This window comes from Paenibacillus sp. JT22N7 (assembly GCF_059383875.1).
The window spans coordinates 1-18923 of the sequence record NZ_JBXENY010000022.1; the positions used below are offsets into that span (position 1 = coordinate 1).

Annotated in this window: 11 protein-coding genes; 7 read left to right on the forward strand and 4 right to left on the reverse strand. The window is 40.9% G+C overall.

The features are described from left to right. Window positions 1-523 precede the first annotated feature (523 nt). From AC50Y5_RS32520 to AC50Y5_RS32530, 3 genes are all read left to right on the forward strand, one after another. Window positions 524-721 carry a hypothetical protein gene (locus AC50Y5_RS32520; RefSeq protein ID WP_494865745.1) on the forward strand — a complete coding sequence of 66 codons (198 nt, stop codon included), beginning with the start codon at window positions 524-526 and terminating at the stop codon, window positions 719-721. Window positions 722-958: 237 nt separating this feature from the next. Continuing rightward, window positions 959-2686: a TOTE conflict system archaeo-eukaryotic primase domain-containing protein gene (locus AC50Y5_RS32525; protein WP_494865747.1), complete on the forward strand. Its 1728-nt coding sequence runs from the start codon at window positions 959-961 to the stop codon at window positions 2684-2686. A 143-nt stretch (window positions 2687-2829) separates the two neighbouring features. After that, window positions 2830-4836, forward strand: coding sequence for a DUF927 domain-containing protein (locus tag AC50Y5_RS32530; protein WP_494865749.1), 2007 nt, complete (start codon window positions 2830-2832; stop codon window positions 4834-4836). A gap of 772 nt (window positions 4837-5608) precedes the next feature. Here the strand turns inward: AC50Y5_RS32530 and AC50Y5_RS32535 are convergent. Further along, entirely contained in the window at window positions 5609-6736 is a 1128-nt protein-coding gene (locus tag AC50Y5_RS32535; RefSeq protein WP_494865753.1) for a site-specific integrase, read from the reverse strand. A 436-nt stretch (window positions 6737-7172) separates the two neighbouring features. Between AC50Y5_RS32535 and AC50Y5_RS32540 the strand changes: the two genes are divergently transcribed. After that, window positions 7173-8303 (forward strand): hypothetical protein, encoded by a 1131-nt coding sequence (locus AC50Y5_RS32540; protein WP_494865756.1) that lies wholly within the window; start codon window positions 7173-7175, stop codon window positions 8301-8303. A 321-nt stretch (window positions 8304-8624) separates the two neighbouring features. On the opposite strand, the gene AC50Y5_RS32545 is transcribed toward AC50Y5_RS32540, so the two are convergent. Further along, complete coding sequence (locus tag AC50Y5_RS32545) at window positions 8625-9680, reverse strand: S-layer homology domain-containing protein (protein WP_494865760.1); 1056 nt, start codon at window positions 9678-9680, stop codon at window positions 8625-8627. Window positions 9681-10005: 325 nt separating this feature from the next. Here AC50Y5_RS32545 and AC50Y5_RS32550 point away from each other — a divergent pair, with 325 nt between their 5' ends. Then, window positions 10006-10263, forward strand: a complete 258-nt coding sequence (locus AC50Y5_RS32550; RefSeq protein WP_494865762.1) for a helix-turn-helix domain-containing protein — start codon at window positions 10006-10008, stop codon at window positions 10261-10263. 157 nt (window positions 10264-10420) lie between these two features. Here AC50Y5_RS32550 and AC50Y5_RS32555 read toward each other — a convergent pair whose 3' ends face one another. Continuing rightward, window positions 10421-13960: a hypothetical protein gene (locus AC50Y5_RS32555; RefSeq protein ID WP_494865764.1), complete on the reverse strand. Its 3540-nt coding sequence runs from the start codon at window positions 13958-13960 to the stop codon at window positions 10421-10423. 73 nt (window positions 13961-14033) lie between these two features. Beyond that, window positions 14034-16253 (reverse strand): RCC1 domain-containing protein, encoded by a 2220-nt coding sequence (locus tag AC50Y5_RS32560; protein ID WP_494865766.1) that lies wholly within the window; start codon window positions 16251-16253, stop codon window positions 14034-14036. Window positions 16254-17521: 1268 nt separating this feature from the next. Between AC50Y5_RS32560 and AC50Y5_RS32565 the strand changes: the two genes are divergently transcribed. Together AC50Y5_RS32565 and AC50Y5_RS32570 are read left to right on the forward strand one after the other, a co-directional pair. Further along, window positions 17522-18070, forward strand: a complete 549-nt coding sequence (locus AC50Y5_RS32565; RefSeq protein WP_494865768.1) for a sulfurtransferase — start codon at window positions 17522-17524, stop codon at window positions 18068-18070. Between the two features lie 567 nt (window positions 18071-18637). Beyond that, window positions 18638-18826, forward strand: a complete 189-nt coding sequence (locus tag AC50Y5_RS32570) for a hypothetical protein (RefSeq protein ID WP_494865770.1) — start codon at window positions 18638-18640, stop codon at window positions 18824-18826. Window positions 18827-18923 lie beyond the last annotated feature (97 nt).

An 18923-nucleotide genomic window follows, 5' to 3' on the forward strand; every position in this document is an offset into this window, starting at 1 on the left:
TTGGTAGCTCATGGCTGATTCTCCTGTGTAGGGGTAGTGTGGTAACTTCATTCTACACACGAATCGGTCATGGGTCATTTTTATGTGTCGCACTTCATATTACAATCCGTCTTAAGAAAATTCATTTTGAGGTATCTTTGCATAAACAAAATAGCCGATGCCTTCCCGATTACAGGAAGGCATCGGCTATTTTTGTGTTTTCCTTTATCTAACTGACTCGCTTGTTATCTAAATGCCGCAGCCACGGGGTCCCGTGCCACTAAGGCCTAGATGCCTGGTTAGCGGGTATATTGATGTATGCAAAAAATCGTAAGAAAGGACTAGATACATTATGAAAATCTTGTTCAAATTTATTCCAAAATTTACAGTTATAAATTTACAGTTTTGTTCGCCGCGTTTTGCAAGCCGCCGCGAGGGGCTTCCGTAAGGGGGCTTTTCAAGCTCCGCTGCCATCTCATATAATCAATGCCGAAATAGCTAAACCGACTAATTAATGAGGGGTGTTTCAGTGGGAGAAGCATACATGGAAGTTCAAATCTCAGGTGATGTGGTTGAATTAGTAACTGTAAACGAATCTAAAGAAAGTATAACAGCTGTAGTAGAAATCAACAAGCAAAGAGCCGAGATTACGCTTAGATTTACTGAAATTGTTTTGAAGTACCATTCCCATGCTGTTCATAATAAGGGAAATGACTTTGCTATCTTAAAGTTGAAAACGTGAGCTGTCAGCTGAAATCAAGCCAGAGTATAAAAGACTGACTGAGGGCTGCTCATTAGGAATATTTGAATACTCTCTTGGTGAGTGGACAACAAAGCAAAAACTATATTTTAATTGTTAATTTATAAGAAAAGATTGAATCGGATATATTGACTCAATGAAATTACGCATTATACGATTAAATATAACAAAATATAACTATGTATTTTGTTATAACGAATACGGTGAGTAGGTGAGGATATGGAAATAGAAGGGCAATTAAAGCTTCTTAGTGAACGATTTATCAATCGCACAGATATGTATGCTGAGCATCACAATGGGAATAAGAGTAAATCAGGTAAAGAACTAAAGTGGTTGTATGCTAAACACTTAGATACTGGGAAATATAAAGAAATGACAGAATACAATAATCCTCTAATTCGTCATTTGGACTCAGGATATCAGTTTGGAACAAGTTCTGCAGACTCGGAGGGACTTTCAAAATTTTTCCTAATAGATCTTGATGATAAAGGTGGCAAAGCCCAAGAACAGCTTTACAAGGATTGCACGGCCATTGTCCAAGAAATGAATCTGCCATTTTTAATGGAGCGTAGTCGGGGTGGGAAGGGGATTCATATTTGGTATTTTTTAAAGGATAAAGTACACAGTGGAGCTTTGAGCCAGCTCATGCAGGAAGTGATTAGTAAAGTCAAACCTGCTACCGCTATTGATTTAATACCTAAAAAGGCTGCTGTACAGGGAGGAGCCTTGCCGCAAATCGCTGGTATTCCCATGTGTGGAAGCCGACTTAAAGAAGGATGCACTGCAATTCTTGATCCTGAGACTTTTTTGCCATTGCCAAATGAGAGCGCTTGGGAACGAATCAGGGATGTGGAGTTAATATGCTTGAGCCATCCCCTAATTGCTGAGTGTATTCAGAAATTTAATTCAAATATTAGCCGTGACATAAAAGGTAGACCTGAAACGGTTGGTAATACGATAGAAGAGAAAGCAAGATTATGGGAAGAGTTAACGCGGTTACCGAATCAATTTGAACGCATGCAGCAATGTGATATTTTTAAAACTGATCCTAATCTATTTAATAACTTTGCTTGGATGGGGATTATCAGCAATATAGCATTGTACGGTTCAATAGCAGAGGAACTCGCCCATGAGGTAAGCAGAGGGTATGACCGCAGAATAATAGATAATGATCCAAATAAGGTATATGAAAAAGAAGAAACTGAACGGATATTTCATGCAAAGATGGATGATCTCAGGCGTGGGATGCCCAGGCCAATGAGTTGCTCGAGAATTATGGAAGAGAGCGGATGGGAATGCCCAAGCTATTCAGCAGGAACCTGTCATCACAGATTTATTGCTAGATTTGGCCTACCAGCACTTGAAGATCCAGAGTTACAGCCAATTGATCTAAACACGGTAAACATTGTAAGGCAGATGAAAGAAGAGAAGATATTCTCTTATTACAAGCAAATGGTCCTTGTAAATACAGAGTACCAGATGATGAACGGAGAGGGGCAGTGGTGGGTCCAACGTCATTGGAGTAATGGCCAATCAACTGGTTTTAAAGAGGTAGATCATCATGTGCTTTTCTATCATTTGCTGGGTGGAACTACAGTTAAAATCCGTAAAAGTTTCAATGGTAATGTGAGATGGACCATGATTCCATCCAGAACTATCGAAGAAATGAACGTAGTTAACGAAAATCTTAATCGAGCAAATTTTAATGTGTATAACGATAAAAACACTGAGACGCAGGAATTCCGAACCTTTATATTCTGGAACAGCATAATTAAGGAATCATTTGCTTTAAAGATCATTTATGAACGTACGGGAATGGATTTGGCGCTTATTATTCAGCCGGACTGGGAAATAGCCCCTTTTAGTATTCGTACAGTACTTGAAGGAGGTGATGTAGCCATCGAGCAATTTATAAGGCTTAAGCTCAATGATCCATTTAAAAGTTAAAGTGGCTCATCCGTATGGTCCCGAGCGGCGCGGCAACGCCCTCGGCGACTCTCTCATTAATTTTATTGGTCGATTTTATCACGCAGTGCTTTCGGTAGCAAGGGCATGAAATTTAAATCATAAGTGAAAGAAGGAATGGAAGAGTGAAACTGACCAATGAAGAGCAACAAACGTTTGTCCAAAGTGTGCTACAAAATACGGACTTGAGCATTGCAGAGAGGGAGAGTGAACTCGATGCCTATATAGCTAAAGCAATCAAGGAAAACGCTGAATTCGACGAGAAGCAGTTCGAATTGCTAGTTCAAACCGAAATGCAGCATTTAGCTGATAATACCGTTGTTTCAAACTCAGGAGTATCGCTGCATTCTGTCTTTCCTGATGCTCCACACGGAGCCATGTTTAATCTGCCCAAAGGGTATTACTTTGACCCAGTGCGCGGTATCCTTCGTGAACGAGCAAATGGCCATATAGAATCTATCCTGCCTTATGTTGTGTTTCCGTGCCAGTGGGTGCAAGATGAAGCGGAACGGTATAAGCTGGTTAGATTGACTAAGTGGAATAACAGTAAGCAAAAATGGGAGTTCCATCCGACTCCTGTTCCGTTAGGAGAGATCACAACATCACGCGAGATTAAAAAGCTGGATTCTTATGGCGTAATTGTTGTGGGCGATAATCATAATCGTGAATTAGCTTCTTTCTTCACGGATCTTGTGAATGGAAACAATGGACTTGAAGAACTTAAAACTGCAGGGAAAGTCAAGGCTTGCGGTTGGACGCCTGAAGGGTTATTTTTTCCCTTTACCACCAAATCAGCTATCCAATCTGGAGATTTGATTTTCACGGAAGATCCAGGGACGACGGTTCATGGGATTTATGAGAGAAGTAAGCAACTCCCCATCGGTTCTTATGATGTTTCTGTATCGATTCTGAAACAGCTGAAAGATAACCCGGTGTTTTGCTTCATGCTTGCTGGATGCTTAGCAAGTCCATTGGTACCTAAGCTTACAGGAGAGCTAAATGAGAATATTGGGAGTGAAATCAATGGTCTAACATCAGGTGGTAAAACGACTATCCAGATGTTGGCTGCTGACATCGTATTTGGGTTAGGAGAAGAGTTGAAGAACACTTGGTCGAATGCGCGTGTTGCGGGATTGTGGAACTATGCGAGAAGTATAAACAACCTTCCAATGATTCTGGACGATACGCATAGTATCAAAGACGCTCTGAAATCGATGCCTCATGAGCTTCTTAATGGGAAAGAAGGAAACAAGAGTATTCAGACTGGCGAAAAATCATGGGGTTCTAAGGATACATCCAAGGACACCTATCGTGGAACGATCTTATTTAACGGTGAGAATTCAATTTTCTCTGTATCGCCAGAGGATAGCTCCGGTATTTATGGGCGTGTTTTATCTGTTTCTCTATCGCCTTTTCCAGAAAAATACAGCGGAGAAGACGTTAATACTTTAAAACGACAAGCCCGACTCAATGGTGGGCATTTTGCAGAGCCGTGGCTGAATTTTGTGAGTAAAATGAATATTGAAACTGTGATTGGGGAATTGCACGAAATTGGGAAGTACTTTAAAGAAGAAGGTGATAAAAATAATCTTCGTGGTCGGCTTATCACTAAAACATCAGTCCTTGTATATTGTCTTCAGGAATTTAATAAACTGTTCGAAATTGACATGAACGTTGAGGCCATGAAAGAAATGCTGCTCACGGAGGCGATTAGGCAGACGACTGAAAGTATTGGCGTAGCTGACCGCATCATGGGGAAGATCGTTGATTGGATGCTGGAACAAGCAGCTCCTTGTTTGCCAGACGAAAAAGGGTGTTACATTGTATTTGATACACGCAAGAATGCTCCAATGATTATATACAAGCCGACAGAATTTTTTATTATAACCGATACAGCCATAGGTGAGGCGCTTAAAGGATCAAACTATGGTAAAAACAGCGAAGTACGGGCGAGATTAGTGAGTGCCAAATACCTTGAGACAGAAAAAGCTAAAGGCCACAAACACACGGGCGACAAAGGTCATAAGCATCGCCTCCATGGGTTTAGATTTGAGTATAGCGCCTTTAAAGCTTTTGTTGACGAAAATGATCAAACTACCATGATGGAGCCATTAGGACTGCCAAAACTGTAATACGTGTAATGTTTAAGCCATGAGATGGATTTTCTCCAAGTGAGGGCAAGTACGGGCGAAGTTGGGCGAAGGGCGCAGGCGAATACATCGTGGACGTAGAGAGGGAGCCCCAGAGCTAGGGCGAAAAGGGCAATAAAAATATAATATTATTTAGAATTAAAGTGATATTGAAAGTTTCATTTCAATGGTTTAAAAAGGATAGTGTTATGTTTGGAGTGCCCTTGTTGCCTTAGTTTGCCCACTCGTGGACAAGGGCCTTTGTGGCTTTGCCTTAACGTTCGCCCGGCTTCGCCCTTGTTGCCCGTCCATCCACAAAACTAGCGAGAGCACAACTTACTTCCGTCGCACGGGAAGTTATTTCTCTTGGCTTCAAGGCGTGCCTAGCTACTGCAACCCACCGGGAATGCTCAAACCCAAGGGAAGTACCACCCCGTGGCTCGGACGAGCTAAGAAGTCGTCGCATATTCTGCAATTTCTGTAGCCGATAGCCCTACCATGAGCCAGAGCAGGGTGGACATACCGTTAACAATGTTCCTTAAGATGGTTTGTCTTTCAACAGTTGCCCTACTCGTATAAATATCCGAGCATATCGTGTAGTGTTGCTCCAAGCTCTCAGATCCATGCTCGCGGCTGGATAAACAAAACGCATGATAATAATATAGTTCTGAGCCCTTTTCTCTAAAGGACAACTTGATCGCTTTTGAGAAAAGGGCTCATGTTTATCTATGGGTCTGCCGGAATTCTGAACAATTAGAAACCACCCAGCGCGGACTCAGGTGGTTGGAAGCATTTGATTTAGAGATGAGATGATGCCGTCATCCATTTGTGGTAAAACGTGAGCATAAACGTTTAGTGTCATGCTGCTCGTCGAGTGTCCAAGTCTTTGTGAGATGGCCTTTATTCCTACCCCATTTGCCATCAGCATCGTCACTTGGGTGTGGCGGATACTGTGGAAACATACCCGAGTTATCTGCTCTTTATCTATAATGCGTCGAAACTCCTTGTAAAGACTTCGAGGGTTTACAAAGTTTCCTTGCCTCGTATGGGCAATAAAGTCCATCTGTTCATTAAATACACGAATTTCTCCATCCATCTGCAACATTCTTCTTTCATTAAGCACCTCTATAATGGCTGGTGGCAAAGCTATGCAACGGTTGCTGGAATCCGTTTTAGGCTCGCCAACTACATATCCTTTCATAGCTTTCGTTATGGATTTAGATATGGTTACAGTACCTTGTACAAAGTCAATGTCCCTCCATTGAAGGGCAAGAACTTCTCCCAAACGCATTCCGGTATAAGCGCTGAGAAGGAACGTGGCGTAAAAGCGGGAGTCTTTAGCTGCTATAAGGAACTGGTTAAGTTCTTCTGCTGTCCAGAAACGAGGTGCTGTTTTGCGTAGGCGTGGAAGTTCAGCATGATCGGCTGGATTTTCTGCTAATAGCTTTTTGCGTACAGCAAACCGTAGACCTTGTACCAGCAGTCTATGGGTGCAGCGAATAGTTTGAGGCGAGATTTTCAGTTCTTGCCTCATTTGATGATACATCCATTCTATTTGGAAAACAGTTAGCTTCGATAGAGAAATGTTGCCTAGGTGTGGCTGGATATAGTGGCGGAAGTAGGAGTTGTAAGCCTTGTAAGAGCTAATGCTAATATTTGCTTCTTTTTGAAGCAGCCAGGCTATAAAGAAGCTTCCCACGGTTTGTGTCGAAGTGGGTACCAGCAAGCCATGCCCTCGATCGAAGTGGCCTTGAATATAGGCAGCTTCTGCTGCCTCGCGCGTCGCAAAGCCACCCTTAGTATAACGTTGTTTCGTCCCATCAGGCTTCTTGCCAAGAGGTATGGAGAATTCCCACTTCTGATTTTGCTTGCGAAATCGAATATGCCCATTTAAAGCTGCCATCTACAACAACTCCTTGCTGTATTTTATTTCCATTTTATCATTGAATAATATATTCACACAATTATGGGCAGGCGTTTCTATAGGGATGGCGTGTACAAAAGCCTAGCAAGTTAACAACATGATGTTGCATGCTTCTATGCTTTTTCAACGGATGGACAGAGACTGAGGAATATTTATTGTTGCGATGACCAAGAGAAAATATAATGAGGCATAGTTTCTCTCAAATGAAAGCAAAGAGCATAAAGGGATCTCCAACCTCTAAATAGAAGTGAGCTCACAATGGAAACATCCTGATGCAAGTGAAGTTAATCGTTCGCTCTCTAAACAAATATGTAAAATGAAATGGGTGACTACATGTAAGAAGCGATTTGGTGAACGTTGATTACACCAAATATGAAAGCTAACGAGGAATTCACCCGGGAGAGGATGGCTGAATATGAAAAGGATAATGACCAAGTCGTCTATTCAACGGGCGCATAAACAGAAGCCTAATAACGACAAGCTTCCCGGAATAGGTTGTGACTACAGAAAAGCCTACAGCAAGTTTCTTTTGTTGTTGTATACATTCGATGGACTAACATGTAGGCAAATAGCGGCCTTATTAGGCTTGAGTACTAAAAATCCACAGACAGTAAGTCGATATATGCAAGCTTTTAAAGAGTTTGGATGGGTTGCAGATGTACGTTTAGCAAGTGGGCGTGTGTACTGGCATATCTTGCCGAAAGCGATAAGGTTACTAGAGCGATTATTTGCTTTTGAGAATGGGTTGGGCGGGCGTGTGTTTGAGCAGCGAAAAGGGACGTATAGGCTGCCTGAAGCGGGTAGCATGGAGAATTATAGGCCGAAGTATTCGCCTAAGCATGATGCCTACGTATCTGATGTGTTATGTAGAATGATAGAGGTTTGTCCAAAAGAAGGAGGCGTGGAGAAAGCGTATGGCCCGATTGTCACCAAAATGCTATATCCAACGACGAAGAGTACCGTAATCGGGAACAGGGATGTTTTATATAAAGAGCCCGTGTATTGGCCGGATGGGTTCCTGCAAATACGAATCGGCATTGAAAGTCTAGGAATTAATATTGAAATGGACACATCCAGGCAGGATTATGTCACGCTGATTGAAAAAGTGAGCAAGCTACGTATATTTGCACATTTAAACTCGAAGCTGTGCAAGATAGATCAGCATGTCATTATGTTCATCGTGAAGCAGGGTAAGAAAGGAACTAACCGACCCAGCCGAATTGTAGATTTATTTAACCCTGAAATTCCGACGGATAATAATAGTTTTAGCGAAGGCGTTCAAAGAGAACGCGCAGCCTTTTTCAAGGGGATTGCCGTTGCGCCGTTGGTTATTGCTTCGACTTTGGAGGAGGTGTTGGAGGGAAGTCATCCTTACGAGAATTCTGTTTGGGCGTCCAGCCATGAACAGGGATATCTTTTCGATTTGAAGAGCATTATCCAGTGGCGGGGTGCTCATGTGGGGGGAGCAAAGATGGTCCATATAGCAAGCTCGGAGTGGATAGATGCTTTAAAGGCGGAGGATATAGAGTATATTTGGTGGAGATAGAGGAGCCCGTGTAGTGGGCTCCTGTTTAATTTACAATTTTAAAAGTTTGTAGAGCTTATAACGTGTCCGTAAGTCTGGTGCCGATATATCAAGGCAAATGGAAAAAAACTTCTTTTCTGCTTCAGTCCACGGCTGGACTTCTTCTGGTTCAATAGTTGTAAGATAACCAGGGTAACAGATAGGGCAATCACACATTTAGAATTCACTCCTTGAAATTTTGGGTAAATTTTACATTATGAATACGTAGCCTGTCAATATATGCGGAAACAGAAAGGGAGCCACCAAACTTTGATGTTTGGTGGCTCCCTTTAAATGTTGTCCCTATTCGAGATAAACGACAGCGGTGCCAAATATCTCAGCCGAGAAGATGCTCCAGCTAGTGGTTCCAATCTTCACAGTTACCTCATCTGGACCATTTTCCGCCAGGACTTTCTTGACACCAGCTGAAATTTTGCCCTCCGATGGGATGCCAAGAGCCTTGAGAGCAGCCTCGATTTGGGTCAGATTCTTCTCAATTGGCTTGAAGGTGTTACGATCAAGAGTGTTAAAGAAAGAGATGATGATTGTACCCTCATCGCCGCGCTTAATGCGGGAGTCACCATAAACGAAAATGGTATTGCCGCTTGGATCCTTGATCCCTACAACCGTATTATCCCCATTGTAGTAAACGCCATATTTAGAATCTACAACAGCACGTACCTGTTCAGCCCAAGCTTCCGCAGTCGCGTTGTGCTTACCAATAACCTCAATTCCAGTGTCTACTGGTGGTTTTGTTGGAAGATCTGGAAGCTCACTTGTAGGCGTCGGTTTAACTGGACGTGGAAGAGCTGTGGAACCCCCACCTGCATCCTTAACGTTTTTAATGAAAGTTACCGCCTCAGCACGGGTCAGGTAATCTTTTCCCTTGTATCCTTCAATGGAGAAATCCGTTTTGCCTTTTGCCAGGCCTGATCCGAGTAGATATTGGATGGCATCATTACCAGAGAAATTCTTACCCCGTGTTCCAGCCACAAGCTCCGCGACCTTAGTACGGTTGATGAGAGCTGTGCGATCCTCTCCCACTGGATAATTCAGCGCCCCAGCTGCTACATAGTATTTGTAGGACCAATAAGGGCTGCTCTCCATGTCCGGAATATCCGTGTAGGACCGGATTAGCATTGAAAGGAAAGCTTCCTCTGTTACCTTGGCATCCGGTTTAAATGTCTTGTCCGGATAGCCTGTGACAATTCCAGACTCTACTGCCCATTTGACTGCCGCTGCATACCACGCATTCGATTTAACATCTTTAAAATTAGTGGATGCGGTGGCCGCATTGATTTGTGTGGTTGGAACTAGCATCGCTACAATTAAAAGTACGAATAAAAACTTGTTTTTCATTTAAAACACTCCCTTTATTTGGTTTATATTTCCATTAAAACATGGGGAGTATTCCTCCCACAATTTATCTACTGGTCTTGGCTTCTAGTTACGATACTTTTAGCGGTAGGTTCAGTAGTATCCTTTTCTGCTCTTTTCAAGAAAGTTTCTGTTTATGCTTAAAATATAGCGTTCGGATTTCCTTTTTAAACTCAACAAGCTAATCTAGCTCACACCCCTGTTCATATTAAAAGCTTTAATATACATTTATTTACTTTTTGTTGAATACTTTATCTGTTGTGTCCAGTATACCAGAAAGATAATGGTCGTAAAAGGAGTAGTTTCCTTGAATCAACGAGCCATTGTCATTAAAAAAATCATTGGTAAGACTTTCAAAGCGATTCGTATAAAAAAGGGGCTAAGTCAAGAAGATTTGGCTCATGAATGCAATGTAGATCGGTCCTATATATCCATGGTCGAGGTTGGTCGTAATGAGCCTTCGGTTACAAAAATATTTGAGTTATGTGAGGGACTTAAAATAAAGCCATCTGACTTCATTAAATTGATAGAGGTTGAATACGAAGAGACGAAGGAGCGGGAGTAGGAATAAAACTAAGAGCGGGAAACAGATTGTGGTCCCGCTCTTATATACTATTTTCTAAATAGGGTATTTGGAGTATTTCTTTCAATGAATTTTTTGATCCTTAAGAATAGAGCATATTTAGTCGTATATGCAGGTTATTATTTGCCCTCTTTAAGGGCTATTCATAACTTGATTCGAGTTTATGTTCAATTACAGTACGTTCCGCTTCCCGTTCATATGAGTTTGAAATACCTTTGAGAGTGACTGCAAAACGCTGGTAACCCGCGTTTTCAAGTTCTTCAGCTTTTTGTCTGTATCGCTCGGCAAGCTCTCGCTCTTGTTTTCCTGAGGGATCCATGGAGTATACGCCGCGTGAGTTAAGGGTTCCTATTCTAAAACCCTCCCTCAGAATTTCGGCATCTCTAGAATTCAATGCATTTGCTACAGTATGGTTAATCCAAAGCTCATCTTTCTCTGATGGGCTGTAAATTAGTACCTTTCCTATATAATTTAGTGCTACCTCTAGATGGCCTGACGATGCGCAACTTTCTTTCACCTGCTGTAGCCAAGTTGAGAAATCTCCAGCGTTAAAACTTCCATCTCTCTGTGTTCCAGGAGGGATATTCCAATTGCGAAGCAAGCTTAAAGCATTTGTAGCCACTGCTTTTTTCTTTTCACTTAAATCAGTTATAACATTATTATTCTTAGAGCGATAAATTAAACGAATGATTTCGCAAAAGAATAACGGGTCACTTGCAAGACGATTGACGAGGAATTTAGGAGAATTTCCGTTATTCCTAACTAATATAGGTAAATAATTCCACTCCAGAAGGAATAAGTCTTCCGATGGGATTCTAGGAGCCTCTTGGAGCGCTTTAATTAATACTATAATGTATGAAGTATTAATGAGATTAGATGGTTCGCAGGAAGATAACGCTGCAATTAATGCTTTGGAGCATTGATCAATATTTAGTGATTTTTGTGATAATCGCAGTGTGTACAAGCATTTAATTGCGGCATGGGGTCTTCCAAACTCAATCAACTTCTCGACGGCAAACGGTAAATCTTCTTCCGCTTGATAAGGATTTATACTGACTTTTTTCCAGTATTCACTTTCAAATTCTCCTAGCCATAGGGCTGCGCGTGCCCATGTCTCGCTGTTAAAAGACAAACAACAAAGAAAGCGAGTTAAATTCTCAGTACCCCAGTTCGATTTATCTAATTTATCTGCCCATGCCCAACCACTGATGCGGAAGCGACTCCAAATATATCCACTTATAAATACTTTATGCTTGTTACCTTCAGACTCTAGATAAGTTGGGAGTAACTTTTGTTCTATTTCTTTGTTAGCAACAGCCCCCATATTTCCTCCTACTTGATCAGGAAAATCTACTGTCTCGGCGAACAATATAATCGAATTAATTCCATCTAGGGTTAAAATCTCTAATATAGCTTCCTGGCGTCTTTTATCTAGTCTTTTACTTTGTTCTTCCCAATTATTGAGTTCATCATAAAGATCAGAATCTAACTCGGAAAACAAACGCTGATAAAGATTAAAAGGGCGTGATGGGGCCAATTTCCTGGCAACAGCATCAATGAGAGAAAGGAGATCATCCTTTAATGCCCATTCAGCCTCAGAAAAAGAACGGTGTTTTGTAGTGAACCTCATAAGTTTATTCCAGAATGGCAACCGCTCGTTTTCTGGGAGTTTTAAAATGGTCTCTGAAGATAGTACTTCAAGCAAGCGGTCAAAAGATGGTCTAGGAAGAACGTTGAAGTAATCAATAAGTTGGCTAAGCAAAACTGTATTGTTACTTGCCATGGAAACAGCTATTTCCGCATAATTTGATATTTGTTCCCAATAATCAACGTCTGTGACTGTATTTTGCCCATGCTCAGATAGGGTGTCTCGCCAAGTTGGCTTATGAGAGCCTGTTGACGTCCTATGCTGATCGGGTAATAGGCTAATTATGAGTTTCCACGCAACATTTGGCCACTCTTTGCATAGTGTTTGTACAGCGACTTTCCGTTTATGTATTGGTGCGATGGTTTGCGGTAGCCATGGGAGCAGGATTGTTGTCAGTGAGTTTGCTGGTCGGTTTGACCAATTACCACCAGGATCATGGCTTGCTAATTCCCCAAGAATAACACAAACTCTAACTAGGTAATTTTCATCCCAGGCTAGCCCTTCTAGGGCCCAAAGTAGTCCCGTCATATAGTTAGACCCAGAGACCCCATGACCTTCCTGAGAGAATAACTCATCAAAGGGGCAAGGCTCGGAGTACAACGCATTATCAACCGCAGCTAGAAAACTATCCGGTGCGGCCTCAGCCAAAATTGGAAGCAGACCATTCAGACTTCCCCATAAGGACCAATCTGAATCCTTAAATATTTCATGGATAGCTCCAGAGGCTGTGCTCTTAGCTTTACCTAGTGAACAGTTAGTCAGTATTTTAGCTCGATTACCTAAAAGAGCCAAGCTTTCCGCCATTCCCCTTCTCAAAACAGCAGAATGGGGGAGTTTTTTTCCAAGCATACTTGCCATAAATCTATCTGCTGGAGGAGATTCAAATGAGGTGTCTCTTTCAGTTAATACTGCTACAACTGTATTCTGAAAAGCATCCAAATCTTGATCGAAAATGCGTGAGCCCAATAAATCCCACAAAGCAGTGCGATCTGTAATTTTCCATAGACCGTTTTGTAATGAGAAGGGACTATCTTCAAAATGAAGCATTTCCCTGGCTTGTAGAAGCCAGAGTGAATAATCTTCACTAATTATTCCATTTAATACGTTTAAATCATCTTCGTTATTTTCGTCCCAAGCTCCTATCAAGTTGACCAATGCGAAAGTGGTAGCATGTTGATGCCGGCTCCAGTTGTATTGTTCAGGTTCGCTTTGAATTATTAATTCTCTTGGAATGTAAGATATAGTAGATTGTACGAAAGGTTCTTTTAAGTCATTAGGTAGCTTTTCAAATGTGATTGTCCCAGCATTTTGATTCCAGGTTTGTACAATATCAACCACACGGGACCAAACCCACTGCGGATGTTGTTGATTGAATTGTGATATATGGGAATGCAACAGCGACAAAATTACCCCTTCTTCTTCACCCAAGTCATAATCTAACAGGTAGAAATGATTTAGAAAAGAGTAAAGTTCTTCTTTCGAAACCTCCTGATTGTTATTAGCTAGTTTTAAATGATGCTTTATTACTTCAAGTTTCAGGGTGCTTTTAGCAGGGCTGAAATTTGCTTGTTTTACATGCCTTTCAAACTCATGTTCATCCTTAGTATGTCTAGCCTGATTAAGTAGCCACTTTACATTGTGAGAGTCCGTTGCGTTTAGCGAGCCCGTAATGAGAGCAATAATGTCTTTTCCCTTGGAAAAAATCTTAGGTGTATTAAAATCATTCCAGGCTGACTGAATAACCTCCGAAAAGATGCCGTCTCCTTGAGTAATACTAATTTTGTGTTTTACTTGACCAAGCATTTTGTGTCTTTTCTTAGAGTAAGGTTCTTCAACGAAGACAATAAAATCATCGGTATTAAATCCATCAATTTTACCTTGTAGCTTTATCTCCACAATGGGCCAACATGGCAAACAAGGTGCATATCCACCTGTTAGCATTAACGTTACAAAGCAAGCCTGTACATGTGCCTCAAAGTGTCCCCCTCCGTTCCCAGTCGAAAATGGATTACTTAGTTGCTTGTTTTTCATGCTCATCTATCCTTTGTTTGTTATACTAACGACCTGTACATCTAAATCTTCATTATCTACTTTAATCGAGAGGCTATAGATTAGAAATTTTAAGCTTTATGTTTGGGATTGAGATAGGTTCAAAGTATAACTCTTTCTGCCCATTTCCAAGCTGCCCAAACTCATTTCGAGAACCATAAGCCCATACCGACCCCTTTTTAAGGATAAACATGTATCGATCAGAAATGAATACGGCGTGCACTCCCTTGTTTAAGTCAATATTATCAGCAAAGTAAGTTTGATCTCCACCTAATAAATTTTGCTTTTGATCAATGAAAAAGGCAGCATTACGTCCGAGGCCCCCAGATGAGAAGACAGGTTTATATTCTACTTTTTGATGATACGTTCTGGGTATAACAAAGGCACTGTATTTCATAAGGGCAGTAATGTTTAATGGCTTATACATTTTAGAGGGTACATTTAATCCCAATTGTCTAGCGCTATTATCACCATATGCCCATAGTTCTCCTTGAGCATCAATGGCAACCATGTAATCATCGTTTGCTGTACTTGCAAAGATAGCCTTTATGTTTTTTAGTCCTTCGACTTTCTTAGCTTTAAGGGCACTCTTTTGAATTTCATTGTTCCATTTCATTACTGTATTGTTATGAAGCAGTGCATAGCATGAATGTTCTGCACACACGGCTTGCTTCGCTGTACTAATATTTGATATTATGTTCGCTTTGTATGGGGCTGTAATATCATAGTCGCCACCGACGCCACCCAACTGATAGACTGATCCTGCCTTTGTTATGACTACAGCGGTGCGTGAAGAGGTAGAAAGATACACAATGTTTTCTGGAACATTATTTAATTGGGTAGGCAACGAGGCTGGTTCCGACATCCCAATAGTCGTTATATCTCCCCAACCATAAAGGGCCCCATCTTTCTTTAAAGCTAATGAGTAGTTGTTCCCCACAGCAATTTGTTTGACTCCAGAAATACCAGGTATTTTAATAGGAGATAATATTTCTTTTTTTGTAGTAGATAACAATTGGTTGTCTAGGTTTCGCCCCCAACCGTACACTTGACCAGCTTTATCTACTGCTAAAGAATGCTCGCGATCACTGGCGATTTGAACAATATTACTGAGTTGCGCTAGCTTAACAGGAGCCGTGGGAATAGGTAGTTTAGGTGTTAGGCCAATTGTTCCGTAACGGTTATGTCCCCAAGCGACGATAGTTCCATCGGACTTTAAAACAGTAGCATAACCTGAGTTATACTCACTTAGAGCTACTGAAACGGCGTCCGTAATCTGTGGAATATGAAAAAAACCATACTCATATGCAGGGCTTGTTTCACCATTTGTTAGCCAAGAATAATCCCAAACAGGACTCCTGCTTGTCCATAGGGTACCGTCTTTCTTTAAAAGCACTTCGCTTTGATTGAAAATGCCGATAATATCAGTTATTTTCTTCTTTACAGGTATATGTTGAAGGGAAGATGTCCAGTTGGGGGGATTCTCCCAAATCCATACTTCATTCTCTTTTGACAACATGATAGGAGCACGTGAATCAATAGCGATTTCTATATCCATCATTGGTGGAATGTTCTTTATGACAAAAGGAGTGGTTACCATATCTGAATTTTCACCCCAACCAAGCTTCTTATTATAAGAAGTTAAAGTGATAACATTCCCATATGCCCATACTTTATGATTAGAATCAAGTGCAATGAGCATATCGTTTGGCTGGCTTATTTTCACAATATTCTTTAAGCCTTTAATTTGTCGTAGTTGAATGGGTTTATTATACTCCGCGTTATCCGTATCGAATTCCCATACAGTCCCATCTTTCTTTAAAACCGTGCTATATCCTATCTGGATGATATTCTTATCTTGATGAATTTTGCTAAATCCTCCTGTCCAATACCTTGATCCCCAATTTATTATGCTTCCGTCCTTTTTTAGAGCAATTTCCCCAACAATCTGCGCAATATTATTAAGTTTTTCAATTTTAGTAGGCTTACCATAATTACAGTATGATGCTTGTGCGTTAGGAATATTACATAGATTAGAGTTGACTAGTCCCCAAGCATATACTTGTCCTTTATCATCAATCACCATGGTGCTGCCTCCTGAAATGACTAGGCGATCCTTATATTTCTTAACCATTTCTAAGGTTAATTTGCTTTTTAAAGAAGAGTTATCAGCGGCAAAGGACTTATTGGTTACTGTAAATAGTGCTAAACAAGATGCTATTAGTGCTAGAACCCAAAATGATAAAACTATGTTTTTATTATTTATCCGAAACATGTGTATCCCCCATTATTATAAATTTAATTGTTGAGTGAAATGCTAAATTGTACATCTACAAAGCATTTATAATCAATTGGCTCTTGGGAAAATTATACTATATTAGATAGTTGAAAAGCGACGAATTATAAGTGTGATTTGGTATTTTTTAATTAATATTGTCGAATGGCAGTGGTAAGGTTGACGAGAGAGTTCGTCCTATTCCAACAAAGGGAGGTGAGATTAGAACGGAAGTTATTTAAGAGATATTGTGAAGAAGCAGATTTGATGCTAGAGTAGCTCATCATTCTTAATGGCAATAGAGCAACGAGTCTGAGTACAATGATATATGCCGCGAAGAATTTTAGATCTGCATCACATCAGAAAAGCACTTTCAAGAGGTTTATGACAACAAAAGGACAACAGAAAAACTGCTGTCTGATTAAAGATTAGATGATGAAATGTTTTGTCTAAATTGCTTTTGAATTGTAGTTTATTGTTATAATACATAATTGATTAAATGATGAGCATGGTCAAAAAAGATTAATTGATTAGCTGATTGAATTAGCGAAAATTTTCTTTTAGGGTAATTAAACAAAACAAAGACCCAATATATTGCATAGTAAAGATAGAGAGGGTCAGAATGAAAGCTATACTATATCCAAGTAACTATGACTTGATTGCTGTTAAATGACTTAGAATGAACGTTATTCTTCAAGTATTAAGAAGTATCTTTATATTGGTAAATATGATATAAATTTTTAGCGTATCCCTTCCGATATAATTCTATACCTTAAATGAAGGAGTGATAAACTATGAGCCAATCTTATCCGCCCCAACTAATTATTTACAACCCGAACACGGGAGCTCTCCACCTTCCGCAAGAATTTCGGAATCATAACTGTGAGAATAATGATTTGGAACATCCAGAACTATATGCAAATCAGAGTGTTGTTAAAGCGTGTAAGTATTGTATGGACGAACTTCAACGCAGAACAAGTGAAAATGATTGGGCACCAACGAAGCATGTTGAATGAGTTATTCCAAATGAGGCACCGAAGGCTGCAACGCCTATTATAGCAGCCTTATTCGTATATCTTTTAACGGCAGCGAAATTGTTTTTAAAACCAGCACGCATAAGTATAATGAGTCACAGAATCAGTAAGTATTTACTTATAAATATATAGTTTGAATTATTAATAGCAGGGTCTTATTTTACTTGCAAACAACAATAAACAGCTTGCCAACACAAGTGTAGAAGGAAATGTTTACATAACCAAGGTGGAGCGATGGCCTCGCGCCTGCGCTGGCTGCTTCAGTGGATGGGGCATGAGGGGCGAGTGTATGTGCTGGAAGGCGGCTTCACTGCTTGGCAAGCAGTAGATTATCCCGTTAGCTCAGAAGAGCCGGAGGCGGTGGCGGGAGTTATTTTTGAGCCAGCTTTGCGGGATGAGATTCTAGTAAGCCGCTCTTATGTGAAGGAGAGCATCGGCAAGGAGGGGATCGTCATTATTGATTCGCGCGAAGCGCCTCGCTATCGGGGGGAAGTCGAGCCGATGGACCCGGCGGCCGGACATATTCCGGGAGCGATTAATCATTTTTGGGTGGAAAGCCGTCATGTGGATGGCGTATGGAAGTCGCCAGAGGAGCAGGAAGAGCGCTTCGCGGGGCTTTCGAAGGACGATGAAATTATCGTGTACTGCGGATCAGGTGTGACCGCTACGCCTAACTTTTTTGCGCTGCAGGAGGCAGGGTTTAAGAATGTGAAGCTTTATGCGGGGAGTTGGAGTGATTGGAGTTCTGATAGCGGGAATCCGGTGGCTACGGGGGAGGAGTAAGGGCCGAGAAGCATTTATAGTATGTGTCTGGAAGTACATCGTCACGTGGGCTGAATGCTCGGGGCGATGTATTTTTTTACGCTCGAAGTCAACATGGAGTCAACACTCGCTTCTTGTAAATACTTTCAGAAAGCCCAGAACCGAGCGCTTGTTTGTGTGTTTCTTCATGTATCGTACTGGCCACCAGACATGAGCATTTTTGCCGTTGTACGCACACAAAGAAGGCCGGTCTGCCAACCTCCTCGTAGGAAAATGCTGTATGGGCCCTTATTCACGTTACAGGCGTTGTTTCATGCCCTGTAACTAAATTATAAACTCAGAAGCGATTCAACAGCCCTCACATTTTCAAAACCAATCAACAGGAAATCAACAACGGTGTGAGCTTGAATAAGCTAAAACTCCATTTTGTGTCCCGCATGCGGTCTTTCGGAAAATACGAATATATTTTGTTGAATTTTATGGATAAGTATGGGAAAATTGAATTAACATTCTAAATTATCCGTGATGAGGAGTTATTGATTTATTTGTGGAACTGAATGCAAAAAATGAAGAGATGAGGAATAAAATATGAGAAGAGCAATTGCATTTATTTTAACGTTATCTTTGATATTTGCGCTGTCTCCCATGCAGACTTTTGCAGCGAAAAGTCAAGAATTAGTGCTACTGGAACAACAGAAGGAGATTTTTAAAGATGGAGAAATTATTGGAACAACATATAGAACTATAACTAGAACTATTATTGATGACGGATTGTAATATGAAGTGCGACACATAAAAATGACCCATGACCGATTCGTGTGTAGAATGAAGTTACCACACTACCCCTACACAGGAGAATCAGCCATGAGCTACC